General features: G+C 41.9%; 28 protein-coding genes. 11 read left to right on the top strand and 17 right to left on the bottom strand.

Going from position 1 to position 24,997, the window contains the following annotated elements:
* Window positions 1–72: 72 nt before the first annotated feature.
* The 9 genes from NRI27_RS12385 to NRI27_RS12345 form a co-directional block, all read right to left on the bottom strand.
* Entirely contained in the window at window positions 73–900 is an 828-nt protein-coding gene (locus NRI27_RS12385; RefSeq protein WP_371390958.1) for an undecaprenyl-diphosphate phosphatase, read from the bottom strand.
* 7 nt (window positions 901–907) lie between these two features.
* A complete protein-coding gene (locus NRI27_RS12380; RefSeq protein ID WP_371390957.1) occupies window positions 908–1,519 on the bottom strand; it encodes a DedA family protein in 612 nt (203 codons plus the stop codon).
* 539 nt (window positions 1,520–2,058) lie between these two features.
* Window positions 2,059–3,342: a DUF4139 domain-containing protein gene (locus NRI27_RS12375; RefSeq protein WP_371390956.1), complete on the bottom strand. Its 1,284-nt coding sequence runs from the start codon at window positions 3,340–3,342 to the stop codon at window positions 2,059–2,061.
* Between the two features lie 106 nt (window positions 3,343–3,448).
* Window positions 3,449–3,655 carry a hypothetical protein gene (locus NRI27_RS12370; protein ID WP_371390955.1) on the bottom strand — a complete coding sequence of 69 codons (207 nt, stop codon included), beginning with the start codon at window positions 3,653–3,655 and terminating at the stop codon, window positions 3,449–3,451.
* Between the two features lie 262 nt (window positions 3,656–3,917).
* Window positions 3,918–4,103 carry a hypothetical protein gene (locus NRI27_RS12365; RefSeq protein WP_371390954.1) on the bottom strand — a complete coding sequence of 62 codons (186 nt, stop codon included), beginning with the start codon at window positions 4,101–4,103 and terminating at the stop codon, window positions 3,918–3,920.
* 95 nt (window positions 4,104–4,198) lie between these two features.
* Window positions 4,199–5,821 carry a long-chain fatty acid--CoA ligase gene (locus NRI27_RS12360; protein WP_371391047.1) on the bottom strand — a complete coding sequence of 541 codons (1,623 nt, stop codon included), beginning with the start codon at window positions 5,819–5,821 and terminating at the stop codon, window positions 4,199–4,201.
* Window positions 5,822–5,912: 91 nt separating this feature from the next.
* On the bottom strand, window positions 5,913–7,064 hold the full coding sequence (locus NRI27_RS12355) for an acyl-CoA dehydrogenase family protein (protein ID WP_371390952.1): 1,152 nt from the start codon (window positions 7,062–7,064) through the stop codon (window positions 5,913–5,915).
* A gap of 195 nt (window positions 7,065–7,259) precedes the next feature.
* The gene (locus tag NRI27_RS12350; RefSeq protein ID WP_371390951.1) at window positions 7,260–8,030 is read right to left on the bottom strand and encodes a 3-hydroxyacyl-CoA dehydrogenase; all 771 of its coding nucleotides are present in this window, start codon (window positions 8,028–8,030) and stop codon (window positions 7,260–7,262) included.
* A gap of 257 nt (window positions 8,031–8,287) precedes the next feature.
* Window positions 8,288–9,436, bottom strand: coding sequence for a thiolase family protein (locus NRI27_RS12345; RefSeq protein ID WP_371390950.1), 1,149 nt, complete (start codon window positions 9,434–9,436; stop codon window positions 8,288–8,290).
* Between the two features lie 187 nt (window positions 9,437–9,623).
* On the opposite strand from NRI27_RS12345, the gene NRI27_RS12340 reads away from it, so the two are divergent.
* The 5 genes from NRI27_RS12340 to NRI27_RS12320 all read left to right on the top strand — a co-directional run bounded on the left by NRI27_RS12340 (window position 9,624) and on the right by NRI27_RS12320 (window position 13,197).
* Window positions 9,624–9,974, top strand: a complete 351-nt coding sequence (locus NRI27_RS12340; RefSeq protein ID WP_317944989.1) for a lmo0954 family membrane protein — start codon at window positions 9,624–9,626, stop codon at window positions 9,972–9,974.
* Window positions 9,975–9,987: 13 nt separating this feature from the next.
* Entirely contained in the window at window positions 9,988–10,626 is a 639-nt protein-coding gene (locus NRI27_RS12335) for a PspA/IM30 family protein (protein ID WP_371390949.1), read from the top strand.
* Window positions 10,627–10,845: 219 nt separating this feature from the next.
* A complete protein-coding gene (gene liaF, locus NRI27_RS12330; protein ID WP_371390948.1) occupies window positions 10,846–11,547 on the top strand; it encodes a cell wall-active antibiotics response protein LiaF in 702 nt (233 codons plus the stop codon).
* Window positions 11,544–12,590: a sensor histidine kinase gene (locus NRI27_RS12325; protein ID WP_371390946.1), complete on the top strand. Its 1,047-nt coding sequence runs from the start codon at window positions 11,544–11,546 to the stop codon at window positions 12,588–12,590. Before liaF ends, NRI27_RS12325 begins: the two co-directional genes overlap by 4 nt.
* Window positions 12,565–13,197: a response regulator transcription factor gene (locus NRI27_RS12320; protein WP_371390944.1), complete on the top strand. Its 633-nt coding sequence runs from the start codon at window positions 12,565–12,567 to the stop codon at window positions 13,195–13,197. Before NRI27_RS12325 ends, NRI27_RS12320 begins: the two co-directional genes overlap by 26 nt.
* Window positions 13,198–13,481: 284 nt before the next feature.
* On the opposite strand, the gene NRI27_RS12315 is transcribed toward NRI27_RS12320, so the two are convergent.
* The 3 genes from NRI27_RS12315 to NRI27_RS12305 form a co-directional block, all read right to left on the bottom strand.
* Window positions 13,482–13,931, bottom strand: a complete 450-nt coding sequence (locus NRI27_RS12315) for a hypothetical protein (RefSeq protein ID WP_371390942.1) — start codon at window positions 13,929–13,931, stop codon at window positions 13,482–13,484.
* 84 nt (window positions 13,932–14,015) lie between these two features.
* Window positions 14,016–14,630, bottom strand: coding sequence for a zf-HC2 domain-containing protein (locus tag NRI27_RS12310; protein WP_371390940.1), 615 nt, complete (start codon window positions 14,628–14,630; stop codon window positions 14,016–14,018).
* On the bottom strand, window positions 14,620–15,135 hold the full coding sequence (locus NRI27_RS12305) for an RNA polymerase sigma factor (protein ID WP_371390939.1): 516 nt from the start codon (window positions 15,133–15,135) through the stop codon (window positions 14,620–14,622). The genes NRI27_RS12310 and NRI27_RS12305 overlap by 11 nt, the downstream gene beginning before the upstream one ends.
* Window positions 15,136–15,513: 378 nt before the next feature.
* On the opposite strand from NRI27_RS12305, the gene NRI27_RS12300 reads away from it, so the two are divergent.
* Window positions 15,514–16,782 (top strand): SpoIID/LytB domain-containing protein, encoded by a 1,269-nt coding sequence (locus tag NRI27_RS12300; RefSeq protein WP_371390938.1) that lies wholly within the window; start codon window positions 15,514–15,516, stop codon window positions 16,780–16,782.
* Window positions 16,783–16,856: 74 nt separating this feature from the next.
* Here the strand turns inward: NRI27_RS12300 and NRI27_RS12295 are convergent, their stop codons facing one another.
* The gene (locus NRI27_RS12295; protein WP_371390937.1) at window positions 16,857–17,279 is read right to left on the bottom strand and encodes a hypothetical protein; all 423 of its coding nucleotides are present in this window, start codon (window positions 17,277–17,279) and stop codon (window positions 16,857–16,859) included.
* Window positions 17,280–17,829: 550 nt separating this feature from the next.
* Here NRI27_RS12295 and NRI27_RS12290 point away from each other — a divergent pair.
* From NRI27_RS12290 to NRI27_RS12275, 4 genes are all read left to right on the top strand, one after another.
* On the top strand, window positions 17,830–18,150 hold the full coding sequence (locus tag NRI27_RS12290) for an alanyl-tRNA editing protein (RefSeq protein WP_371390936.1): 321 nt from the start codon (window positions 17,830–17,832) through the stop codon (window positions 18,148–18,150).
* Between the two features lie 442 nt (window positions 18,151–18,592).
* The gene (locus NRI27_RS12285) at window positions 18,593–18,997 is read left to right on the top strand and encodes a hypothetical protein (RefSeq protein WP_371390934.1); all 405 of its coding nucleotides are present in this window, start codon (window positions 18,593–18,595) and stop codon (window positions 18,995–18,997) included.
* Window positions 18,998–19,152: 155 nt separating this feature from the next.
* Window positions 19,153–19,446 (top strand): UPF0175 family protein, encoded by a 294-nt coding sequence (locus tag NRI27_RS12280; RefSeq protein ID WP_371390933.1) that lies wholly within the window; start codon window positions 19,153–19,155, stop codon window positions 19,444–19,446.
* Window positions 19,443–19,943 carry a PIN domain-containing protein gene (locus tag NRI27_RS12275; protein WP_371390932.1) on the top strand — a complete coding sequence of 167 codons (501 nt, stop codon included), beginning with the start codon at window positions 19,443–19,445 and terminating at the stop codon, window positions 19,941–19,943. The genes NRI27_RS12280 and NRI27_RS12275 overlap by 4 nt, the downstream gene beginning before the upstream one ends.
* Before the next feature lie 332 nt (window positions 19,944–20,275).
* Here the strand turns inward: NRI27_RS12275 and NRI27_RS12270 are convergent, their stop codons facing one another.
* From NRI27_RS12270 to NRI27_RS12260, 3 genes are all read right to left on the bottom strand, one after another.
* Window positions 20,276–22,108, bottom strand: a complete 1,833-nt coding sequence (locus NRI27_RS12270; RefSeq protein WP_371390931.1) for a mechanosensitive ion channel — start codon at window positions 22,106–22,108, stop codon at window positions 20,276–20,278.
* A 137-nt stretch (window positions 22,109–22,245) separates the two neighbouring features.
* Window positions 22,246–22,710 (bottom strand): DinB family protein, encoded by a 465-nt coding sequence (locus tag NRI27_RS12265; RefSeq protein WP_371390930.1) that lies wholly within the window; start codon window positions 22,708–22,710, stop codon window positions 22,246–22,248.
* Between the two features lie 127 nt (window positions 22,711–22,837).
* Window positions 22,838–23,155, bottom strand: coding sequence for a hypothetical protein (locus tag NRI27_RS12260; protein ID WP_371390929.1), 318 nt, complete (start codon window positions 23,153–23,155; stop codon window positions 22,838–22,840).
* A gap of 128 nt (window positions 23,156–23,283) precedes the next feature.
* Between NRI27_RS12260 and NRI27_RS12255 the strand changes: the two genes are divergently transcribed.
* Window positions 23,284–23,934: a CPBP family intramembrane glutamic endopeptidase gene (locus NRI27_RS12255; protein WP_371390927.1), complete on the top strand. Its 651-nt coding sequence runs from the start codon at window positions 23,284–23,286 to the stop codon at window positions 23,932–23,934.
* Here the strand turns inward: NRI27_RS12255 and NRI27_RS12250 are convergent.
* Complete coding sequence (locus NRI27_RS12250) at window positions 23,870–24,958, bottom strand: potassium channel family protein (protein ID WP_371390926.1); 1,089 nt, start codon at window positions 24,956–24,958, stop codon at window positions 23,870–23,872. The two genes, NRI27_RS12255 and NRI27_RS12250, sit on opposite strands and share 65 nt — an antisense overlap.
* Window positions 24,959–24,997: the final 39 nt, after the last annotated feature.

Below are 24,997 nucleotides of genomic sequence, written 5' to 3'. Positions count from 1 at the left end.
TCTGGCATTCATTCACAAAAAAACCGCGGAAAGCCCAATGACCTCACGCGGTAAGATAGTTTTATATATTCCTTACAAAAACACGATTGCTGCCAAGATGACCGCCAGAATTATACGGTAAATGGCAAACGGTACGAGTTTAATTTTTGAAATTAATTTCAAGAAGAAACGAATTGAAATGAGCGAGAAAATAAACGCACTTAGGAATCCAACAATGTAAAACGAAATGTGATCCATCGACATGTATTCCCAGTTTTTCATTACCGAAACAAGACTTGCTCCCATCATAATCGGTACAGCCATGATGAACGTGAAGTCGGCAGCCGTTCTATGGTTCATGCCGAATAATACACCGCCTGAAATCGTAGCGCCTGACCGAGAAAAACCTGGCCATAATGATAGACATTGGACAAGCCCAACAGTAAATGCTTGACGATACGAAATCTGATCCAACGACTGCACTCTCGGCTTTTTCGGCCCAAATTTATCTGCTACTATCATGAGAATTGCACCGGCAACAAGTGCGACAATAACCGTTTCAACACCAAATAAATAATCGTCAATCAAATCTTTAAATGCAAATCCAAGAATGACCGCCGGTAACATCCCAACAATAACATGCAACAAGTTAAATCGCTTGTTCATCTTCTGACCGTCGATTTTATACAGTCCGACTAAACTGAACAGTCGTTTCCAAAACACGACGACAACCGCCAAAATCGATCCTAACTGAATAACGATTTTAAAGGTGATCGCAGGGTATTTGCCAAGAAACTCCTCCGTCTTCAGCCACATATCATCTACAATAATGAGGTGACCTGTCGAAGAAACCGGTGCAAATTCCGTCATACCTTCTACAAAACCAAGTAATAACGCCTTCAATAATTCAAATAACTCCATAAGTCCACTAAGCCCTCTTTCTACGGAAGCGGATGTACCCGATACAAACCGCAAAGCCGCTAATTGCTAACACGATATAAACGATTGACGAATAGATATCCATATACCGGAGTATCGATTCCCAATTTTCACCGACCGTAAACCCTATTGTAACAAGAATCGCATTCCAAATGAAGCTACCAATCGCTGTCAGGAGAATAAATAATGGAAAATTCATATGCGCCATACCTGCTGGAACTGAAATTAGACTGCGCACAAGTGGAATGAGCCGGCAAAAAAAGACCGTCCATGGGCCGTATTTTTCGAACCATCCTTCCGCCCTTCTCAAGTCTTTTTTGGAAATGCGCAACCAGTGCCCTTTTCTTTCAATCAACCGCTCAAGTCGCTCAACATCCACAACTAGTCCAATACTGTATAACACCATCGCACCCACTACAGAGCCAATCGTCGCTGCAACAATAACACCCATTCGCGTCATTGATGAAACTGTCGTGACAAAGCCCCCGAACGTCAAGATTACTTCAGATGGAATTGGGGGAAATAAATTTTCAAGCAAAAGTAAAAAACAGACGCCAAAATAGCCATGCTCGCTAATAAACTCAATTATCCATTTCTCCATAAAACGCTCCCTTTGGTTTATGGATCAGTACATACAAGGCCCCTACAACAGGACGTTCCAATTGCGTGGATGGTTTCCGATAATCCATGATGGATTGTACGTGGACAAAGAGTAAAATATGCTTCAGCATTTATGTGCATAAGTTGGGCAAAATGGACTTATGCACGTTTTTTTGTGGATAACAAAGTGGATATGTTTATAATTTCAGAAAATGCGCTGTTTTTGGGCATATTTTATCCACATGTTGATAAATTCGCGGGAGATGAAGTTGTTCATTAAGTTGTGAATAACGAACCGACTTTACCGAAGAAAATACGAAATACCATGCGTTTCTTACGAAAAGGATGTTCTTCATTCTGGGGATAAAATAGAGGATGCAATTGAAAATCACAGCGGCTATCGACAAAAGTGAAATTCGTGTAGCAAAAAATAAAACTGCGTGAACCCAAAGTTTGTGCAACTTGGATTTACGCAGTTTTTCCGGAGGTATGCCCCAGAGCTGTTTTCGCTTCTTCTATGTTCTAACAACCAATAAATTATTAGAAGCCAATCGTTCTTCTCGCAGATCGGTCGTGGCGGATTGTGAATTTGACGGTTTCCTCTTCATCGACCGGAACGTGTATCGGCAGTAGAATTTTGTCTCGCTTTTTCTCCCAGTCGTGTGTCGATTCATCGACCGTCCAAAGATGTCCTGGCACTTGCTGGCGAATAATGGCTTCAACCGGAACACCTTTCGTATTGCAAATTGAGTATTCATATTCGGTATACTCATAGCCACCTTCTTTGTACTTCCCTGATTTTTTACTCGTCACTTTAATATCGCAAGCTTCGCCGGACTTTAAGCGCACTTTTTCATCGACTTCAGTATGCTTAATGCGATATTCTCCAATAAATTCTGCACTGCCATCTTTCGGATTTGTTCTGTACATTTTAAAAATACCAGCCGGTAACGGAAAACCTAATCCGTTCTCCACTGTATTATCAAATTCAATGTAAATATCCGGATTGGCCGTTTGTTCATTTATCTCATATATGATTTGCGCCTTTGAATTCATTGATGACAGCAGGCGCAGTTGCTTGCGTTGCTTGTCCTCCAAATCAATCGGCCGAGGAAATGTGTACGTGTGGAAATCCGAAAAGGCATCTGTTGCAGCTTCTTTCTTCTGCGACAATTCTTTGCTTTTCTCCACATTTTCATTCCCGGCTTTACTCAGCTTTCCTGAAATCAAACGCAATGTCGCATCCTCATAATTCACACCCGAGTAATTTTTCATCGTCAGCCAACCAGATAAATCGAAGCGGTCTCCATGCATCGAAATGACATAATCAGCTTTCCACGACACGCCATCCGTTAAATAAGACACACATACTTCATCCTTCATTTGCTGACCAACTTGCCAAACAAGCGTTGGCTCTACATGAAAACCACTTTCTGTCTGAGGAAAACGGATTTCTCCCCTCGGATTCATGACAAGTTCTCCCGTCTCAACATCTTGCAATACAACTGGACCATTCGCACGCAATAGCTTGTAACGCTTTCCTTCTTTCGAAAGTGCATCTTTCATCAACACTTCTTGCCCTAAATATTTCTCATAAAGCTTCAACTCATCCATTAAATCATACTCATAGACGAACTCCGAAACGTCCATTCCTTCGATAATGACCGAATTCGGCTCCAGCTTTCTCGCAACTTCGAGAAACTCGACCCACTCACTTCCATCGAGCTCCGGTACTGAACGCGTATCTTTCACCAACGCAAATCCGTCATTGTATACCGTCAGTGAACAGGCTGTAGCTTGTGACTTCGTAATTCGTGTCGGCATGTTAAACCTCCTCATCGTTTACCGGCTATCACTAAACTTTCCATTTTACATCCGTATATACGCTATTCCCTGTTCTTTCAAAATTAATGCAACATGACGGTGATTTCTATGGATTACAACCTGAGATGCCGCACTCCATGATCAGTCCTTCTATTGCTAGTAAGCCACCGAATTCAAGTACCCACCGATTCGAGTGACTTTTACCACCGACTTCGATCTGTTTACCACCGAATTGAGCGACTTTACCACCGGTTCTCGACCTGTTACCACCGATTCGAACCACTTTACCACCGATTCGCCACTTTCTAACCAATTTGCCATCGTTTCAAAATCGCTCAATCGGGCACTTTCCCGTTATCACCGGTTCTACGGAGTTTATCACCGGTTCTGGGCTAGTTATCACCGGTTCTCGGAGGGTTATCACCGGTTCTCTCGACGTTATCACCGATTCGCACCACTTTATCACCGATTCGCAGGTTTCTAACCAATTTACCATCGTTTCAAAGTCGCTCAATCGGGCACTTTCCCGTTATCACCGGTTCTACGGAGTTTATCACCGATTCGCAGGTTTCCAACTATTTCACCCGCACTTTAGCTTCCCACAAACCTATAAATTTACCGTTATCACCGCTTAGATGGCGTTTATCACCGCTTGCGTCCCATTTATCACCGCTTACATCGACGTTATCACCGCTTGCCGACTGTTTATCACCACTCACCCAGTTAATGGAATCCCCCGCCTCAACTCTCTCATCCCCCAACACATTTCACCTTCACAATTCACCATCCCACATTCCATCCACAAAAAAACCACCCGCGACACATCTCCCACGCGAGTGGTTTAAAACTTCTCTACTCACACTTTCAATTCATGCCCTTTCAACTGATCGCGCAATGCTTTTTTCAAAAACTTGCCGACGGATGTTTTTGGGATTTCAGTCAAGAACACGACATCGTCTGGTACCCACCATTTGGCGAACTGCCCTTCTAAATAGGACAACAACCGTTCCTTCATCACATCATCAGCCGTCTTGCCATCTTTCAAGACGACACAAGCTAGCGGGCGTTCTTGCCATTTCTCGTGTGGAACGGCGATGACCGCAGCTTCGAAGACATCTTCATGTGTCATTAGGGCATTTTCCAAGTCAACAGATGAAATCCATTCGCCGCCACTCTTGATCAAATCTTTTGTCCGATCCATCAACTTCAAATAGCCAAATTCGGTCATGACGGCAATGTCACCGGTGTATAGCCAACCATCCTTAAATGCTTCCGCTGTTCGTTCGTCTTTATAATACTCACTTGCAATCCACGGTCCACGCACGGTTAATTCGCCCATCGTCTTGCCATCCCACGGGACTTCTCCATCTTCATTTACAATACGGACTTCAAGGCCTGGCATGATGAGCCCTTGTAACGTACGAATATCGACGCGTTCATCCATTGACAGTTCTTCCATACCCGATGTATACACGGAAAGACTGACAAGTGGTGAGGTTTCTGTCATGCCGTATCCGACGTAGAATGGCACTCCAAGCTTTTCCTCGAACGCCCGAATCAGCCCTTTTGGAGAGGCTGAACCTCCACAGACAATTGCACGCACTGATGATAAATTTCGCGGTTGCTGCTCCTGTACTTTTAACACCGCTAGCCAAATGGTCGGCACGCCTGCTGTCATTGTGACATTCTCTTGTTCAATCAAATCCAGCAGCAGCGCAGGGTTAAGCCCTGGACCCGGAAGCACTTGAGTCGCTCCAAAAAATACAGACGCAAACGGGATGCCCCATGCGTTGACGTGGAACATCGGAACAACTGGCATGACGACATCTCGTTCGCACAAGCCCATCGCATCAGCAAGTCCGAGCGCATAACTATGCAACACAATGCCGCGGTGCGTGTAAACAACACCTTTTGGATTGCCCGTCGTAGCAGATGTATAACACATGCCCGCTGGCGTATTTTCATCTAAATCTTCAGGATAGACAAAGTCATCGGATGCCCCGTCAAGCAATGCTTCATATGAATGAACATTGGCAAGCGACGTTTCAGGAATCTCTCTGCTATCCCCCATGATGACATAATGCTTCACCGTCTTCAGCAACGGTGCAAGCTTTTCAAAATGCGGGAACAGATTATCATCGACTAATAGAATTTCATCTTCTGCATGATTAATAACATACGCAATATGCTCCGGTGACAAGCGAATATTCACCATATGCAGGATTGCGCCTGTACTTGGCACGCCGAAATACGCCTCCAAATGGCGGTGATGATTCCAACCGAATGTACCGACTTTCGTTCCGTGCTTCATCCCCAGTTTTGTTAGCGCATCGGACAATTTCCGCGTCCGCTTTGCAAATTCACGGTACGTAATCCGGTGAATTGTATCCTCTCCTGTACGTGAAATGATTATCTTATTCGGAAAAAACTGTTCAGCTCTTTTAATGAAAGAAGATAGTAGTAGCGGTGTTTGCATCATAACGAACATTCCCCTTTTCCCACATGTATTTTTCCCTACTTGTACAACCATTCGCTTTGCATCCTATGACACACATGCGGCTCATATGCCGTCAACCTAACCCCATATTTTTCGCGATAATCAACTTCATAATTTCATTCGTTCCTGCATAGATCGACGCAACGGGAATATCCCTGTACCTCCGAGCAATCTTGTACTCTTCCATGTAGCCATAGCCGCCATGGAGTTGCATGCATTCGGCAGAAATTTCCCGCGCCGTCTCCGTAATCCAATATTTTGCCATGGACACTTTCGTGACGATTTCTTTCCCGGCTAGATGGTCCTCGATGAGCGATTCTAGAAAAGCCTTGCCAAGCTCAACTTTTGTAGCGATTTCTGCGAGCTTAAACTGCGTGTTTTGGAATGAACCAATGGACTTCCCGAACGCCTCGCGTGATTTCACATAATCGAGCGTCATTGCAAGCATATCTTCCGAAGCGGTTTGTGCGGATAATGCAACGACGAGCCGCTCCTGCTGCAGTTTTTCCATGAGATAGCTGAAACCTTTGCCTTCTTCACCAAGTAAATTCCGAGCAGGCACCCGGCAGTCTTCGAAATAGAGTTCCGCTGTATCTTGCGCATGCATGCCGACCTTGTCCAACTGCCTTCCTTTCGTAAAACCAGGTGTCCCTTCTTCCACCAGCAGCAAACTAATGCCTCGATGCTTCGGCTGCGCTGCTGGATCCGTCTTTACGACAACGAGAAACAGGTTGCCATTCACTCCGTTTGTAATGAACGTCTTCTGTCCATTGACGACATAAAAATCCCCATCTTTTATCGCCGTCGTCTGGATACTCGCTAGATCCGACCCTGTTCCTGGCTCCGTCATCGCAACGCCTGTAATGACATCCGCCGTTATACAACCGGGCAGCCACCGTTGTTTCTGCGCTTCATTCCCGAATGATTCGATATACGGAACAACGATGTCATTGTGCAAGCCGACACCCGTCAAGCCTGCGCCAACACGTTCCATCTCCTCCCCGATGATGACGCCGTAGCTAAAATCGAGTCCTAATCCCCCATACGCTTCCTCCACTTGTGGACAAAGAAAGCCCATCTCACCAAGTTGTTTCCAAAATGATACGGGTATCACTTTGTCTTTCTCCCATTGCTCATAGTGAGGAACAGCCTTCTTCGCTAGAAATTTCCGAAGCGTTTCGCGAAATAAAACATGTTCATCCGTTTCAAACCGGTAACGCGCCATACAACTCCCCCTTTCACTTGCAACGTATAAATTGCTTATACCTCCCGCTAACAACAACCGGCACTTCGCTAGCCCCTTCATACAATTTTCAAGACGAGCCACTCTAACCAGTCTCTATCCGCCTTAACAGGCAACTTGCTATTTCAATACATACTTCATGCACAATCGATACCTTACGCTGTCCAAACCACTCATCTATTTCGCCTGCATCCGTATCGCACCATCCAACCGGATTACTTCGCCATTTAATAGCGGATTCGTTACGATGCTTTCAACGAGTTTTGCATATTCATCCGGCCGTCCTAGCCGTTTCGGAAATAATGTCATGTCCACAAGTGCTTGTTGAGCGGGTTCAGGAAGCCCGGCGAACAAAGGCGTTTCAACGAGGCCAGGTGCGATTGTCATGACGCGTATGCCGTATGGTGCAAACTCCCTTGCAATCGGAAGTGTCATGCCAACTACGCCACCTTTTGATGCACTATATGCCGCTTGCCCGATTTGCCCTTCAAATGCCGCGACGGAAGCGGTGTTTATAATGACGCCACGTTCGCCTTCTTCATTGGGCTCATTGTCCATCATGGCAGCTGCCGCGACACGGAGAACATTGAACGTGCCGATCAGATTGACTTGGATGAGCTGTTCGAAGCGTTCAAGTGCCATCGGGCGACCTTTTGACACGACTTTCCCAGGAGTCGCTATTCCTGCGCAATTGACGAGCACATTCACTTTCCCGAATGTCGCTACGACTGCGGCTACATTTCGTTCCACCTCTTCCGCACTCACTACATCTGTTCTTTTGAATAAAACCCGGTCTTCCCCTAACGCATCAACTAACGCCTGTCCACGATCCTCGTTCCGATCGAAAATGGCCACTTTACCACCGGCAGCGACAAGCCGCCTTGTCGTCGCTTCCCCTAAACCGGATGCGCCTCCTGTGACAATTGCAACCGTTTCATGTACCTCCATCTCTTCAGCCCCTTTAGACAATCCTTATCGATATGAGCAATCAACCATTATCGTTCAACTAACGACTGGTAATCGCCTGACCTAAACGTAACAAGTTCTCATGTATTGCATGCATGGACTTTCCCGCTATCATACAACGTTGATCTTTTTACGTTCATTTTCAGATGAACGAACGCAGTGCCGACTAAACGGCGCATGTTACATTACGCACATTATTCTTAGCACCTTGCAGTCAACCATCCCGTCATATTCAAACCTTATAACCGCTCAATAATCGTAGCATTCGCCATGCCCATTCCTTCACAAATCGCTAACAATCCGTAGCGACCACCTGTCCGTCTCAGTTCATTCACTAACGATACGAGCAATTTCGTTCCAGTCGCACCAAGTGGATGACCTAATGCGATAGCGCCCCCGTTCGGGTTCAACTTGTCGGGATTTGCCCCAACTTCCTTCAACCAGGCAAGTGGTACGGGGGCAAAGGCTTCGTTCACTTCGTACACATCCATGTCGTCGATTGTCAGACCAGCTTTCAGTAAGACTTTTCGTGTCGCTTCAATCGGACCGGTGAGCATAAGGGTCGGATCTGAACCGACAACTGAACGTGAGACGATGCGAGTGAGTGGACGTATCCCCAATTCATCTGCACGCTCTTTTGACATGAGCAATACGGCAGAAGCACCGTCACTCATTTGACTGGCATTCCCCGCTGTAATGACGCCTTTTTCATCGAACACCGTTTTGAGTCCAGCAAGCACGTCGAGTGTGGAATCCGGACGCGGGCCTTCATCCGTTGAAATTGTTTCGACGGCACCATCGCCGCGATTCACAACAACTGGCACGATTTCGTCTTGGAACTTGCCTTGTTCAATCGCACGTATTGCTTTTTGATGGCTTTCATAGGCAAACCGATCGAGCGCTTCCCTTGTCAGTCCCCATTTTTCGGCAATGCGCTCAGCAGATAGGCCTTGGTTAATGATTTCATATTTGGCGGTCAGTTGAGGGCTCAGTTTTGCGTCACCCATGTTGGAAAACATCGGCACTCTCGTCATGCTTTCGACGCCACCTGCAATGACGATGTCCATGTCTCCTGCTGCGATTGCTTGGGCAGCAAAGTGGACCGCTTGTTGGCTCGAGCCACATTGACGGTCGATTGTGACACCGGGTACGTGGATTGGGAAGCCTGCAATCAATGCCGCTGTCCGTGCAATATTGCCGCCTTGTTCACCTGCTTGTGTGACGCAACCTAAAATGACATCTTCTACGTCTGCTTTGTCGATGCCCGCTCGATTGATAAGCTCTTCGAGGACGATTGCTGCTAGCTCGTCCGGCCGATAGTCTGAAAATGCCCCTTTGCGTCGACCGACTGCCGTTCTGACACCTTCGACAATGACAACTTCCTTCATGTCCGCACCCCATTCTCTGAATTAATTGATAGTTCATATAGTACTAGCTTACATGAAAGCGCTACCAAATTCTAGTTGTATTTACTCGAATTCAGTCTCAAGTCTTAGTGCAATATCCGCTTTCCGCCTGTTTGGACGAGATGAAATCCGTTATATGATAGGTGTACAACGAAAGGAGGAACAACAAATGAAAAAATTTGGTCTTGCGATACTTGGCATTGTGGCAGCTATCGTTGTTCTTGCGAATTTAGGATCGATTGTTGCATTAGCCATTTCTGCTATCGTCGCTTTTGCGGGATTCCATTATTACCGGAAGAGTGATTCGACATTGCTCAAGTTGTTTTGGGCGATCGTATTGCTGATCGGTTTGTTGACGGCAATTTCCAACATTCCGGCGTTCATCGGTATCATCGCGATTCTTGGTGTGTATTACGTGTGGCGCAAATGGAACGACGTGAAAAACGAAGATGTAATCCCTACACATTCCAATGACCCGTTCGTCAATTTCGAACGTCAATGGGATGAACTGACAAAATAAGGAGGAATAGACGATGAATTCATTATGGAACCGATTCGTATACACTGTGCAAGCCGATTTGCACACGATGCTGGATAAAAAGGAAAAGAAAAATCCGATTGCCATGTTGAATCAATATATAGTAGAAGCGGAAAAACAAACACAATCCGTCGGCAAATTGTTGGAGCGGCAAGGGAAGTTAAAGCTTGCACTAGAAAAGGAGTACGCAGAAGCTGCAGCAATGGTCGATAAACGCCGCAATCAGTTACAGTTGGCAGAGACGACTGGCGAGGAAGACTTAATCGCATTCGCACAAGCTGAAATTCATGCTTACGAAACACGTGCTGCAGATTTGGCAAAGAGCGTGACTGAGTCTGCAAATGAATTGATGGCACTCGAACGAAAATTTGAGGAAATGAAACATAAAGTGAAAGATATGAAAGTCCGGCAGTTGCAATTGATGGGCAAAGAAAATGTGACACGTGCCCATCGCCGCATGGATAAATTTATATCGCCTGAACAAGCAGATGCGCATGTTTCTAACGTGGAAGAGATGAAACAATACATCGAAAACCTTGATCGTAACATTTCACGCGACTACGAAACGTCTTCCATGGAGCGCCGACTGGAATCATTGGAGAAAAATTCCGCAAAAACTGCGGAAATTGTGTAAGATAGTAGTAGTTGATGTGAAACCTGCTTTTGAGCGATTGTTCACATGCCAAGACGAAATAAACGGGAAGGTGCTTGCCTTCCCTCTTCAATTTCAGTTGGACTGGAGGGCGTTACTTTAAATGCCTTCCTTTCCATTTTGTTAAAACGTTGCGCTTTATGGTCCACGCAAAGAATAGGATGAGACGTGGAATCTGACAGGAAGAAGGAGGCATTCAGCATGAGAAAATTAGACACGAGCAAGATGACGTTTTGGATAATCGCCTTTCTTCTGTTGATATTTGTGGAGTCTGCATTTTTATCTAACGGCAATATCATCTTCCTCCTTCTTGGTGCCGGATTTACGTATTTTGGTTTTAAAAAACGGACGAAGTGGATGACGTTTGTAGGGTTCTTTTTCATCGTGATGGCGTTGCTTACTTTATGGAGCTTGCGCATGCTGTTGTTGGCATTATTTGTGTATATTTTATATCACCTGTGGAAAGGTGTACCAGCTGAGGAAATTATGCGACCAGTGAAATCCGTCCCGCAAGCAACTCCCAACGGCATTTGGAAAAACAAGTGGTTTTCTGTTCAATCTTCCCCGTTTTCATCATATGAATGGGAAGATATCCAAATCCAAGGCTTCTTTGGAGATATCCATGTCGATGTAACGGACACTGTTTTGCCTAAAGGGACGTCTTTCATTTCTGTTCGACAAGGGTTTGGTCGAATAAAGATTGATGTACCTTATGAAATACCAGTCCGTATTCATTACACGACGTTGTTTGGTGAGGCAAGAATTCTTGATATTAGCCCGAAACGAATGATCAATGAAACGCTTTATACGAAAGATGGTTATGAAGGTGTCACTGGCGAGCGTGCAGAACTCATCATTTCGTTGGCGACATGGATGGGTGATATTGAGGTGACGCGCAAATGAAAAATCTCGTTGGCCGTAGTTTCTCTTTATCATTGTTGTTTTTGGCAATTACCGCGATTTATTTTTATGCACTCATCGATGTGCCAATCGAGGAAAGCTGGGTGCTCTTTTATGACATCCAGTATGCCAATGTCCCTTTAGGTGCTTGGATCCTCATTACGTGCATTTCATTAGGGACTGGAATTGCGTTTTGGATGGGCGGCATTAGCCGTTCCAAAGATAAAGTGTTTGTGCAGAAACTGACAGGGTTAATTCAAAATGAAGAGCTTGTAAAAACGAAGCGATTTTCACCGAAGATTGAGCGACGACTTGTGGATGTCTCGAATATTTTGGCGACGCAGCGGAAAAGTTTGCAGCGCATTACGGATGAACGCGCAGAAGCACAAGACAAAATGATTCAGGAGCGCATCGTTCAAGAACGGCAAAGATTGGCACGTGAATTGCATGACTCCGTGTCCCAACAACTGTTTGCAGCTTCGATGTTGCTGTCTGCAATAACGGAAAGCAACGAGGATGATGCTGCATTGCAAAAACCGTTGTTGCAAGTGGAACGGATGGTACAACAAGCTCAATTGGAAATGCGCGCGTTGTTGCTACATTTACGGCCAGCCGCGTTAAACGATAAATCATTGGCACAAGGTCTGGAAGAATTGTTAGTGGAATTAAAAGAGAAAGTAATGTTCGATATTCGTTTCCGTTTGGAAGAGGTGTCGCTATCTAAAGGAGCAGAAGATCATTTATTCCGCATCGCACAGGAAACGTTGTCGAATACTTTACGGCACGCACAAGCAACCGAAGTAGACATTCTCTTTGTCGAAAGAGATGGTCTATGTATTTTTCGCGTTCAAGATAATGGTGTCGGCTTTAAAGATACAGACGGTAAGGGCGGATCTTATGGGTTGCAAAACGTGAAGGAGCGTGCAATCGAGATTGGCGGCACATGTAAAATCGTGTCCGTCCCTTCGCAAGGTACGATTGTTGAAGTGAAGTTGCCGACAAAAAAAGGGGATGAGTTGGATGATTCGAGTTCTTTTAGTGGATGATCATGAAATGGTACGGATCGGGGTGTCCGCCTATTTACAGACGCAACCCGATATGGAAGTCGTCGGGGAGGCTGTCAACGGTATAGAAGCTGTGGAAAAAGCGCTCGCATTACGACCGGACATCATTTTAATGGATATGGTCATGCCTGAAATGAATGGAGCGGAGGCAACAGCTGCCATTATTAAACAATGGCCAGAAGCGAAAATCGTTATTGTCACGAGCTTTTTGGATGACGATAAAGTATACCCTGCCCTCGAAGCGGGTGCAATCAGCTACATTCTTAAGACATCCAATGCAAAAAGAATTGCAAATGCCATCCGCGATACACTGAAAGGGCAAACGGTTCTAGAACCAGAAGTGACGACAAAAATGATGCAAAAAATGCGAACGGGCACAGCTCACAAACTACATGATGAATTGACCGAACGCGAACTCGAAATCCTTCTGTTGTTGGCTAAAGGGAAAACGAATCAGGAAATTGCCGATGAGCTGTTCATTGCGCTGAAGACAGTGAAAACGCATGTGAGTAATTTGTTGGCGAAGCTCGAGGTGCAGGATCGGACGCAGGCTGTCATTTATGCGTTTAAGAATGATTTGGTGGAATGATGGATTGCTGAGGAGGAGTTTCGATACAGTATGCGGCGTTTTCGATGGGTATGCGGCGTTTGAGGCGCTTATGCCGCGTTTGAGGGAAATATGAGCTGTATTCGGCAATTTTGCCGCGTTCGGGCGAAGTATACCCTAACTTACCTATTGTGGGTGTCAAAGTATAAAACGAGAGTGACAGGGCAACACGTTAACAGATAAAGTTTGAATAAAAGCTTAAGTATATAAATAGAAAAAAACCACGCAATGCGTGGATTTTATTACTATAACTTTGTAGTTAAACATTAATCAACAGCAATATTGTAAGTTCCAGTTACTTCGGCACTGGCCTGTATAGTGTAGGTTCCAGAGAATGCTGGTATTGGACCTAATTTGACAGAAGTTCCTGGATCAACATAGCCACTCTTAGCAATTATGTTTCCTTTACCATCCACGATTCTAAACACAACCGTACCAGGATTACCAGCCCTATTAGTTATAGTAGGTGAGTCAGTGAAAATATTATTAGATCCGATAACGTTCGAATATACGTTCCTTGTTAAGTAAACATTACCTGACCAATCAATCATTGCTGAAATCTCGTCATTTTCAGTTAGATCGCTTTCATTTACATTAATGTGATCAGTCTTAGCTGCATTTGCTTGAGGTGTGTTGCCAACTGCTAATGCTAGTGCAAGGGCAGTTGTAGAAGAGAGTATAATCTTACTAATTTTTATAAAAAGCACTCCAATCAATATTTTAGTTTAATAAAAACAATTCCAAATTTAACATTACTAATCTTTCTAAAAATTGTCAACATTAATTTTTGTCCTTTTTAGTTATGTTGCATTTATTAAGTATATCCCATCACTTTTAGGTTTAAATTCAAAAAAATAATCCACATTGTTTTTTAATTTTTTCAGTTTTACACTCGAACCAGGTAATATTTTCAACTCTTCTATTACAATATTGCCGTTTTTATCCTTTACTCGTAGTAATATTTCATTTTTACTATTTGCGTGATTAGTAATTTCCTTTCTCCAAAAAAAACTATCGTACTTCAAAGATTTTTGACCTTTAAAATGTAAGCTTTCCCATTCTTCCTTGTTATCCTCAGAATCTACAACTACATTTGCACTTTCCATAGGAAAAAAAATTTGATTCACTACTCCTACATCCTGAATTAAGAGTGCACCGATAACAGTTAATATAAAGGTCAATACGGTGGTTGTTATGACTTGAATACGGCGCTTTTTATTTACTTTTTTAAAGGGTTTAATTGCATTTTTAACTTGCTCTGGTATTGGTTCGACATAATCAGTTTGCATCATAGTTAATTGGGTCTTACATTCATCACAATTGTGTAAATGTTCTTCAACAATTTCAACAGTATCATCACTACAAATACCATCAACGTATGATGGTAATAAATCTTTAACAACATTACATTTCATAATGATCCCTCCGTATCATTTCTGCTAAACTAGTTTTGGCACGGTAATAAGTAACCCTGGCCCAGTTTTCACTTTTATTAAATATCTTTCCTATCTCTCTAAAGCTAAGGTTAATTGATGTTCTTAGTAAAAAAATATCACGATATGGCTCTTTTAAAAGATGTATTTTTTTGTGGATTGAAATAAGTGTATGTCGGTTAATAACTTCGACCTCTGGATCATCAACATTTGAGGGGATATCCAATCCCATTTGCATTATATTTTCAACGCTCAAATGTCTGTTTTTTTTCTCCTTTTTTAAATGGTTGTAATATGTATGTTTAGCAATCTGACATAACCAAACAGACAACTTACATTCACCGTTATATCGATGAATAGACTTTACTGCTTGGTAAAAGGTCTCTTGAGTTAGTTCTTCAGCTAAATCTACATTCGATGTTAAAAGAATCAGGTAAGCCTTAACTTCGTTTGCATAACACTTGTACATCTCACTTAAATCCTCCACATTCTCCCTCCCCTCTTTTTCCATATACTTATATATAGCTTTAAAACCGAATTCGTTACAAGAATCCTGAAATATTTTTCACATTCAATATAGTACTTTCTGAAAAAGCATTATTATCTACTGGAATGAACCATATATCTCAATAAATTTCCCATTGGTAACTATTTTAAGTGACAGCGAGGGGAACCCCCCTTCTTTTTTTTTGTTGTTTTTGGGTATAACCTTAGTGAACCAGCTACACTGAATGAAGTATATAGTTCCTATAGTGGAGGTCTGAGGAGGAAACTTAAAATTAATTTTTTCTAAATATTCGAGAAGGTTTATCGGGACAAATGTCTAACTATATACTTATCAAATAATTTTAATGGAGGGAAAAAAATGAAAAAAACTTTTATCGCTTTTTTCAGTTTTGTATTTATTTTATTTTCTGGATTAAACGGAACAGGTTATGCTCAATATGAACAAACATCACAACCTTCTGATACAATCAAAAGGCTTGTGGAATTGGAAAACGACCAAAAATGGGAGAGCATCTCCGAATTATGGTCAAATGAAATGAAAGATATTATGGAGGGATTTTTAAGTAATGGCGAAAATATGAAGCAGCACAAAGGTTTATTCAATATTCAGAAAGCATCTTTAGTAACGCAAAAACAGATACCCGAAGAATATAAAGAGTTATTTCCGGATATGAGTGAATCTTCCCTTTTATATTATATCGCCATAGATTACGAAGTTTATAAAGAAGATGTTTTCCATATGAATGGGATTAATTACTTTTTGGTGGAATTAGTTAAGGAAGGTAACGATTGGAAAATTAAACAACTCCAAAATGCACCCGTTGATATATTGAAAAGTTATAACCTAGGATTTAATACAACTGATGAGGATAAGATGATAGAGATAATCTCAAAACGCCATAAAGGAGATTATTTAAATAGAAGCAATAAGCTTCTTGAAGTTAATAGATTATCAGAAGCTGAATTAATGAAGTTACGAGGTGAAAAACCTTTAACGGAAGAAGAAGTAGCTGAAAAAATTGGATTGAATAGCACAAAATCCTCTTCTGATTCATACGCTTCAATAACTGCTGCGAGTGATCATGATATACCACAAAACATCTCAGTATACATGACATCACCTATCAACAAAACTGCACACGGTTGCAGTAGTGACTGTGTTAGAGCTGTATACTTTAAAACTACCTATATAAATAATGTACTTCCAAATGAATGGGGAATAAATTGGCATGAAAATTCACTAAAGACAGGTGCAATGGCAGTGAAAATGTACGGATGGTATGGAGTATATTATCCTTTGGCATCAGCAGTAGGTGCTCATGTATATGATAATATAAATAGTCAAGTATATAAAAGTGGATCTGCCACTGCAAAAACAACTAAAGCTGTAGAAGATGTAAGCGGTGTAGGAATGCATAGAAAAGACAATAAAGCTCTTTTCTTAACCGAATTTGCTGCTGGCATTGAAAATTCACCAGGCACACAATCATCAGGAAAGATTTCTCAATGGGGATCTAAATATTGGGCTGATAAAGGCGAATTACCATATTGGATATTAGGATACTATTATAACGGTTCCAGCAAAGTTGGAGGATCAGGAAAAACATTTGAATACTTCACTTATTAAAAAGTAAAGGAAGATTCTTCTACTGGGCTATCGACTTTGTCGATGGCCCGTTTTATTATTATTTCATTACCTTTTTATTCACATCTAATTATATTAAATAAAATATCTGTAGCCCTTTGTCCTTTTTGACCTACTGCATCAATCAAAAAATGATAAAGAATACTCTCATCGTTTTTAAATTTATGTTTAAGTGTAAATATGTCATCCTTGCCCTTACTTCTTCCAATTAAAACTTTCTGAGTAGTTGTCTCCGTTCCTGTAGGAACAAGATAAAAATAAATTTCTAGAGTATTTTTAGCATGCACTTCGACATTAATTTCATTGTCGCCACTCGGAATACATAGCCAACCATTTTCCACCACATATGGAGCTGTTTTATACTCAATTATTTCTGGCGTTAAGACATTAGATTGAACATACATTTTTTTACTAATGCCCCAAGAAACACTAATTAAAAGCAAAACTATTATTAATACTCCCTTATATAACCTTTTCATATCTAACCTCCATTTTTAACATACTTTTACACTGACATAGTCTGTTTGACCATTGCGTTAAAAAGTAATATTAGGTCACAGAAATGCCCCTTCTAATAGTATGATTTCTTTCACACCAATAGATAACAAAATGAAATTCCGAATTGCTCATCCTACGATATTTTTCGAAAAGATTGGAGCGACATATTAACCACTCTTGAAAAGGTGGTTTTTTATATTTGGACGAAGGTTTGTTTTGTTCAATTTGAGTATGAGCCGTTCCGACAAAATATGCGCCGTTTGAGCGAAGTATGCCGCGTTCTATAAGAAATAAGTTGTTCAATTAGTGAACGCGGGGCTTGCTTTGTCACAAAACTGACTGAATCGCGCCTAATGGGTTTTGACCAATTAAGCACTTGTTCTAAGTTGTAATCATTGATTCGTCATAGGCTATAAATGACTAAACGAAGAGCTGCTCAAAAATAGTCTATTCGCCTCGATTTTTATTTCTAAAAAATGTTAAAATTGAATTAGATCAATAAAAATCATAAAACAGGAGGCTTAGGTTATCGTGAGAAGCTGGGTTTTATCCCTTTGTATCTTTGTAACACCCACTTTGTTATTGATAGGTTGCAGTGATCCTGAACAAGAGACAAGTGAAATCGATTTATCGAGCGAAACAGATATGGATGAAATTGAAGCCCAAGCAAATGATTTCTTGAAAGAGGACAAAGAGATTTCAACTTTTACAATTGATCGTATTGAATATAGTCATGAGAATCAAGACTTAGATAAAGTATACATTCTCACTTATTCTATGAAACCTTCCAATCCTGTCCAGAAAATTTCATCCTGGCAGGCAGTGGGGTTATGGGAGATGACGGATGGGTAAAGGAGCGCGTGTATTACATTGTTGCTAAAGACAACGGTGAGCTTCTGTTTAGCATGAGTCCTTTGTAAAGTTAGAACCCAACAAAGTTTGGCTAATTCGATTTTCCATGATACCTTACCCTCCACTGACCTCTAGCCGCGTTTTCGAAAAGAATGCGGCGTTTTCGACGTTTATGCGGTGTTTGAGGGAAATATGAGCTGTATTCGGCAATTTTGCCGCGTTCGGGCGAAGTATGAGCCGTTCCGACAAAATATGCGCCGTTTGAGCGAAGTATGCCGCGTTCTATAAGAAATAAGTTGTTCAATTAGTGAACGCGGGGTTTGCTTTGTCACAAAACTGACTGAATCGCGCCTAATGGGTTTTGACCAATTAAGCACTTGTTCTTAGTTGATTCCACGAAGCATTCCAATTCTTATCATTGTAGATTGGAGGAAATGAAATTGTGAAAAAATTTATATTTATGTCGCTTGTTCTAAGCGTTTTCTTTATTGTAAGCGGATGCAATAATAAAAACTCTGTTCCAAATATTAAAGCAGATTACTTTGATATAGGTTTTGGGGAGAGTTTGTACTTCGGGCATAATAAAGTAGATAAAGAAACTGTTCAGTCACTCGTGAAGGCTTATAACCAAATAGAATATAGCGGTCAAACAAACCAAGAAATAAATTATGAAAAGGCGATAACGATAACATTTATCTATAATGATCAAATTTCTGCTACTTTGGTGATAGATGATAAGGGGCTGTTTCATATAAAGGACAGTGCTGAAAATTATCTAATAGATCCAAACACTGACATTTATCAACAAGCATTAGATATATTTTATGAGGTGAAAAATCAATCGTAAGCATATGTGATAAAAGGGGTATTCCCTTTGATTTTATGAAGTATATTAGCTTCAGCTAACTTAGTGCTCCTCATAAAATTCATATATATGTGCTGTAGTGTTAAAATAGAAAAAGAATCAGTATTAACATTAACAGGGAGAAAGGATTGAAGGAAATGGCTATGGAATATTTTCAAGTGAATTTACCGAAGACCTTTTTACCATTTATCAATCATGCTTCTGGGGATAGTCTCGATGCAAAAGTAAAATTATCTTTAGCTATAGGTATGTTTATCGAAAAACAAGTAACCTTGGCACGAGCAGCTGAGTTAGCGGAGCAACCTCTTGCCGATTTTATTGAGTTACTAAAATCCAAGAGCATTCCTTGGATGGAATACACTGACGAGCATTTAGAAGATGACCTTCAATCAGTACGAGAGGTTTTATTATCAGAAGATGATTCAATATGAAAAAGATTATAATAAATTCCACTCCGATCATTAGCTTATCGATTATTGGTAAACTCTCCTTACTTCATGAACTTTTTGAAGAAGTGTATGTACCAGAGGCAGTTTATCAAGAAATTGTAAATGGTAAATCTAAAAAGAAATATGGCAGAAAAGAATTACAAAAATCTGTAGAAGAGGGCAATATTAAACTCCTACAGATAAAAAACAAGCAGCTTGTTAATACATTATATGGAAAACTACACGAGGGTGAATTAGAAGTCATTATAGGCGCAAAAGAGCTTGGATTACTTAACGTCTTACTTGACGAGCGTGCTGCAAGGTCTTTATCAAAAACCTTGTTACTTCGACCTATAGGAACTGTAGGCATTCTGCTGCTCGCTAAAGAGAAGGGTAAAATTGAAAACGTAAAACCATTTTTAGATCAGTTTATAGCTAATGGGATTTACCTATCGAAAAGCCTTTACAATCAAGTACTAAACGAAACGGAAGAAAAGTAGAAATAATTCCATGAATTAGCTGATGTTTGCGGTGTAGTACCACTGTTCAGACCGAAGACCAGATTTCTTCTTGCTTGGAGTAAAAGCTGGTAACTCCAGTAGCAACTTAAAGAGTAGAAAACCTCTAAACAAACCGCCTCGGAGTAAGGAGGCTGAATTGATGCCCGTTGGACGCATCTAATTGGAATTGAAAGCAACGACTTCTTACTACGATCCTGTTAATTTACTAGCCTTTTCTCTTCTTGAATTCATCACATACAGTCATAAAACCGCCTAGCTATCTCTAATCTCGATAGCTAGGCGGTTTTCATTGCATCTTTACTTCATATTAATTATTGTCTAAATGGACCGTTTGGGTCTTCCCCACGGTTCGGATCGTATGGATATTCTTCGCCAGCGTTCGGCGCGTTGTATCCTTCTTCGTTCGTTTGGTTAAACTTTGTCGGATCAGGATTTTTTAGGGTGTTTGTCATATCAGAATCAGCCGGATCCGATAATGGCAATTCATCGGAAGGGAGATGTCCCGTACGTGGTTCGTAATCCTTTCCTGTTGGATAGTCAGTCGGCGGCATATGGTTTGTACGCGTTGTTCGACGCATCGCTTGCTGCGCTTGACTTGCAGATTGCTTTGCTTCACGCTTCATATCTTGTTTTTCTTGCTCCCACTTCTCCTTGGAAACATCTGCATTTTGGAGACTGCTTTCCATTTTCGACAAGTAGCGTGATGCATGATCACGTCCACCTAAGCCAAATGCGAGACCGAAAGCGAGCGCCACTCCCCCTAAGATGAGGATAAATGCCGCATTGATAATCGCGGGTGCAATGCCTAATTGGCTGAGTGCCATGAAAAACGCAAACGCCAAGATTGCGTATTTTGCTACATAGCGCAACACGTGTGGTTGGCCGGATTGCGTCGTCATAATACTGCCGACAAATTTTTCTGCAAGATTTGCGAGCCAGAAGCCGACTCCCAAAATGACGATTGCTGCAACGACCATTGGCAAGTAAGCAAAAATTCCTGTCGCCAACGTTACCATGAAGTCAAAGTCAAGAATTTGAAGCGCTTCGACAACGAACAGCAAAATAACAACGATTTGGACAATCGTTCCGATAATTTGCGAGAAAGATGGCATTGAAGCGGAGACGCTAGAACGCACACCCATCTTTCCAAAAATCGAGTTGATGCCTAAATTGTTCAATAGTGAAATGACGACACCTTTCACCCACTTCGCCAAATAAATACCGACGAGGACAAGTACTACTGCTACCGCAATTTTCGGCAACATCGTCATAATGTCGTTCAACATGGCAATTGCAGGACCGGAAATTCCCTCAAGGTCCAACACTTCAAGTGCTGAAATCGTCACAGGCAACATAATCAGTACAAAAACAATCGTTCCGATTACGCCCGAAATACTTGTTGTCGTCCCCGTAGACGTCAGCTTGAACTTATGTGCAAATCGGTCAATGCCAACCGTTTCAAGTAATTTTGTAACGATGGTACGAATGATTTTCGCGACGACCCAACCGATTGCGAAAATTAGTGCTGCACCTACTAGCTTTGGAATGAAGTGCATGAAGCTTTCTAGCATTCCTTCAAACGGGCCGCTAATTCCGCTTAAGCCAAGTGCATGTAAGACAGCTGGAACGAAAAGTAGCAATATGACATAAAACGCTATATTTGCTGCGGTTTCCACCCATTTCGACTTATCGATTTCATCGGGTGAAGCACCAACCTTTGCAACGTACTTGTTCAATTTCATCTTGTGACCGACTGCCAAAATTACTTTTTTCACAACAAGTGCAAGCACCCAAGCTAACAAGAGAATCAAAGCAGCTTTCAAGATGCTAAGAACCGCACCACCAATGCCTGAGTACATCGTCATGAACGGCTCAGCAATCATGGATGCATTCATGATGTTAAAGAATAATAGGAATGCCAATAGTAAAATTCCGAAGAAAAACACCTTACTAATGATCTTTTCAACATTCCATTTATCGTCTTTCACATCGAGTCTTTCATTCACCCTCGACTTCTTCAACCGCTTATACACCGCATTCTCCACTGCTTTTGCAATAAAAAAGCCGATGAGTAGCACAATTAATCCAATAATTAGTTCCGGAAGCCAACTTACCATATTGGCAAAATACAAGTCTCTGAACATTCCATGTCCTCCATTCGTTTTAGTAGTCTACTTAGGACTATTCCTAAAATCGTGGAAGTCTAAACCTATTCATTTAGTAAGTATGGAAAAAGTCGAACAACCACCCAATTCATTTCCAAATCAGATGGCTGTTCGACTTATTTTGCAGTTAGTTTAATAAGTGCATGAATGATACCTGTATGAACACCTTCGTGCCATGCGACAAATTCCACAACGTCTTCTACCGTGTTCATTTCTAGTAACTCGCCAATTTTCATTGGCGATTCGAGCACATCTTGTAGTTTTTCGTCGAGTATATGCGCCAACCGCTCCGTTTGTTCAGAAAGCGCGGCAATGAGTGCTTCCGTTCCTGGTACATCGCCTTCCCACTTCGCCGGGCTTGACCCTGGAGCAAACAAAGGAATCCATTCTTCATGTTCAATTTCATAGTCTGGGACTGCTTTCTTCACCAATGTTTCCATCGTCATGAAAATATGTCCGACATGCCAACGAATCGTATTGTTGAATCCTTCAGGTTGGACATCCCAAGCTTCCTCTTGCGCCTGTTGCAACCATCCAAGCGTATAAACCCTTGCGAATTTCATTTGTTTTAATAAACTCATCCCCAACTCCCCCTTTCATTTAACTTTAATGCTATGTACAGATTGTTTCAATCGTTAAAACAATCATTTTTCGCATCGATTGTCTCCACAAAAAAACAGCCTCATCGATGGGCTGTTTACAAGTATCCTACTTTTCTTTTTTATGTTCATTCCATTGTTCATGTGTTTTTTCGTTGAATGAATGACTCATTTCATTAGAATCGCTCATTTGTGGACGTGCTTTAGGCTTTACAGTTTCACTGGCTGGTGGTTTGTTTTCGCTGTAGGCTGACGGTTCATGTTTGCCGGTTTCGTCTTGAGCGTTTTTGCGAAAGTCACGTGTCCAGTTGGAATCGGACGGGTCCGCTAAAGGTAGCTCATGCGTCGGCACCATTCCTTTTCCGGGTTGCAACACTTTTGGTTCGAGATCTTTCTTATTTGGATATTTTCCATCTTTTATTGTCATATTGGAATCCACCCTTTCTACCTTACCCTAAGTAATTGTCTTTTCCCTCTTTCACCGCAGCTAAACCTATTTTCTTTACTGGAACACATTTATCAGTATTTTCGTCCTCTTTACAAGGAGGTGGTGAAATGAGGAAAACATTCGGTTCCCTTTTCCCAATCGTTAGCATCGTCGTCTTGTTATGGATCGAACAAGGGCTTGAAGTATCATATGTCTGGAAAACAGCTGCAAAAGCACTCCTGTTCCTCATAATCCCACTCATACTATTCCGAGCGACTCGCTTTCCTTTTTTACGCTTTCGGAATACGGATAGACGGAGTATCGGCATCGCTGTCGGTTTAGGTGTCGTTGTCATGTTCGCAATTATCGGTACGTTTCTCGTCTTGCAGACATATATCGACTTGGATGCACTTATTGCAGATCTCACGTTATCAGGGATTACAGTTACAGTGTTCCCATTCATCGCGGTCTATATTCTCTTTGGCAATTCCATAATGGAAGAGTTTTTCTTTCGTGGCATCTTGCCCGATCTTTTCGGTCGTTCGCGGCTGCGTTTCATACTTCCTCCACTCTTTTTCGCGATTTATCACATAGCGATCTTTTTGCCTTGGTTCAGTTTACCGATTTTACTATTAGCAGTTGGCGGACTGTGGGTTGGTGGTGTCATTTTTCAACTTGTTAATGAGCGAAGCGGGACGATTCTTCCGTCATGGATCATTCATCTGTTTGCGGACTTTGGGATTTTGCTGATTGGTGTGTACGCTCTTTATTTTTATTAACTGAAAAGCGTTCGATCTGCTCTTGGTTACCGATGACAATAAGGGTATCGCCTGCTTGCAGTTTCTCATCCAGATCGGGATTGCTGATCAGTTCTTTTTTTCGTAAAATCGCGACGAGGGTGATGCCATAATGCTTACGCAGTCCCGCATCCTCGATTGTGGAGCCGACAATTGGTGATTTCCCTTCTAAGTCGATTTCACCCACCATGAAATCCTTTTCTTCGGATTTGATTAAGTCTTTAATGTAGTCCGCCCCTGTCGGTTTTGTGACGGACATGGCAAGTTCGCGCCCTCCAATGATGGATGGATTAATGACACTTGTCGCGCCTGCCTTTTTAAGGATTTCTTCCGAGTCGGCCCGCTCTGCCCGAGCAGCAATCGTCAGTTCTTCATTCAATCCTTTGGACGTCAAGGTGATAAACACGTTATCTGCGTCACTTGATAAGGCTGTAATAAGCGCTCGCGCGTGTTCCACTCTCGCTTTAAGCAACGTATGCTTGTCCGTTGGATCGCCAACCAAGCGCAATGTTTCCGGTTCAAGCGTTTCTTGCAACTCTGCATCATTATCGTGAATAATGACGATTTGAATGTCCTCATCATCTTCTTTCAGCTGTTTATATACTTGTTGGGCAACTCGTCCAAACCCACAAATAATAATGTGGTCATTTAAATTCGCAATTTGTTTTTTCATTTTCCTCAACCACACTTTCTCCGTTAACTGTTTTTCGACAAAATAGGACGCACCCATCCCTAATCCATATGTAACAATCCCAGCTCCTGCGGGTACGAGCAATAGTGCAAACCAACGCCCTTCGTAAGTAGTCGGGTACATGTCACCGTATCCAATTGTCATAATGGAAATGACCGTCATCCAAAGTGCATTGAAAAACGATAATTCTTCATAAAACATAAAGCCGATTGTTGCTGTCGCAAGCAATACTATTGTCGTAAATAGTAAAATCATCAACCTTCTATATCGAATATCAATTCGTAACCAACGTTTATACAAACCCATCAACTCCATACTAGCATACTCTTCTTTCCTGTATTCCTTCTGTAGGGT

This window comes from Sporosarcina sp. OR05 (assembly GCF_041414805.1).
Classification (GTDB): domain Bacteria; phylum Bacillota; class Bacilli; order Bacillales_A; family Planococcaceae; genus Sporosarcina; species Sporosarcina saromensis.
This window is presented reverse-complemented; position numbering and strand designations above follow the sequence as displayed.

Bases quoted from the DNA above. Each gene is read 5' to 3' on its own strand.
- NRI27_RS12385 (WP_371390958.1), bottom strand. From the start codon at position 900: ATGGAGTTATTTGAATTATTGAAGGCGTTATTACTTGGTTTTGTAGAA.
- NRI27_RS12380 (WP_371390957.1), bottom strand. From the start codon at position 1,519: ATGGAGAAATGGATAATTGAGTTTATTAGCGAGCATGGCTATTTTGGC.
- NRI27_RS12375 (WP_371390956.1), bottom strand. From the start codon at position 3,342: ATGCCGACACGAATTACGAAGTCACAAGCTACAGCCTGTTCACTGACG.
- NRI27_RS12360 (WP_371391047.1), bottom strand. From the start codon at position 5,821: ATGATGCAAACACCGCTACTACTATCTTCTTTCATTAAAAGAGCTGAA.
- NRI27_RS12355 (WP_371390952.1), bottom strand. From the start codon at position 7,064: ATGGCGCGTTACCGGTTTGAAACGGATGAACATGTTTTATTTCGCGAA.
- NRI27_RS12350 (WP_371390951.1), bottom strand. From the start codon at position 8,030: ATGGAGGTACATGAAACGGTTGCAATTGTCACAGGAGGCGCATCCGGT.
- NRI27_RS12345 (WP_371390950.1), bottom strand. From the start codon at position 9,436: ATGAAGGAAGTTGTCATTGTCGAAGGTGTCAGAACGGCAGTCGGTCGA.
- NRI27_RS12340 (WP_317944989.1), top strand. From the start codon at position 9,624: ATGAAAAAATTTGGTCTTGCGATACTTGGCATTGTGGCAGCTATCGTT.
- NRI27_RS12335 (WP_371390949.1), top strand. From the start codon at position 9,988: ATGAATTCATTATGGAACCGATTCGTATACACTGTGCAAGCCGATTTG.
- liaF (WP_371390948.1), top strand. From the start codon at position 10,846: ATGAGAAAATTAGACACGAGCAAGATGACGTTTTGGATAATCGCCTTT.
- NRI27_RS12325 (WP_371390946.1), top strand. From the start codon at position 11,544: ATGAAAAATCTCGTTGGCCGTAGTTTCTCTTTATCATTGTTGTTTTTG.
- NRI27_RS12320 (WP_371390944.1), top strand. From the start codon at position 12,565: ATGATTCGAGTTCTTTTAGTGGATGATCATGAAATGGTACGGATCGGG.
- NRI27_RS12310 (WP_371390940.1), bottom strand. From the start codon at position 14,630: ATGAAATGTAATGTTGTTAAAGATTTATTACCATCATACGTTGATGGT.
- NRI27_RS12300 (WP_371390938.1), top strand. From the start codon at position 15,514: ATGAAAAAAACTTTTATCGCTTTTTTCAGTTTTGTATTTATTTTATTT.
- NRI27_RS12295 (WP_371390937.1), bottom strand. From the start codon at position 17,279: ATGAAAAGGTTATATAAGGGAGTATTAATAATAGTTTTGCTTTTAATT.
- NRI27_RS12280 (WP_371390933.1), top strand. From the start codon at position 19,153: ATGGCTATGGAATATTTTCAAGTGAATTTACCGAAGACCTTTTTACCA.
- NRI27_RS12275 (WP_371390932.1), top strand. From the start codon at position 19,443: ATGAAAAAGATTATAATAAATTCCACTCCGATCATTAGCTTATCGATT.
- NRI27_RS12270 (WP_371390931.1), bottom strand. From the start codon at position 22,108: ATGTTCAGAGACTTGTATTTTGCCAATATGGTAAGTTGGCTTCCGGAA.
- NRI27_RS12265 (WP_371390930.1), bottom strand. From the start codon at position 22,710: ATGAGTTTATTAAAACAAATGAAATTCGCAAGGGTTTATACGCTTGGA.
- NRI27_RS12260 (WP_371390929.1), bottom strand. From the start codon at position 23,155: ATGACAATAAAAGATGGAAAATATCCAAATAAGAAAGATCTCGAACCA.
- NRI27_RS12255 (WP_371390927.1), top strand. From the start codon at position 23,284: ATGAGGAAAACATTCGGTTCCCTTTTCCCAATCGTTAGCATCGTCGTC.
- NRI27_RS12250 (WP_371390926.1), bottom strand. From the start codon at position 24,958: ATGGAGTTGATGGGTTTGTATAAACGTTGGTTACGAATTGATATTCGA.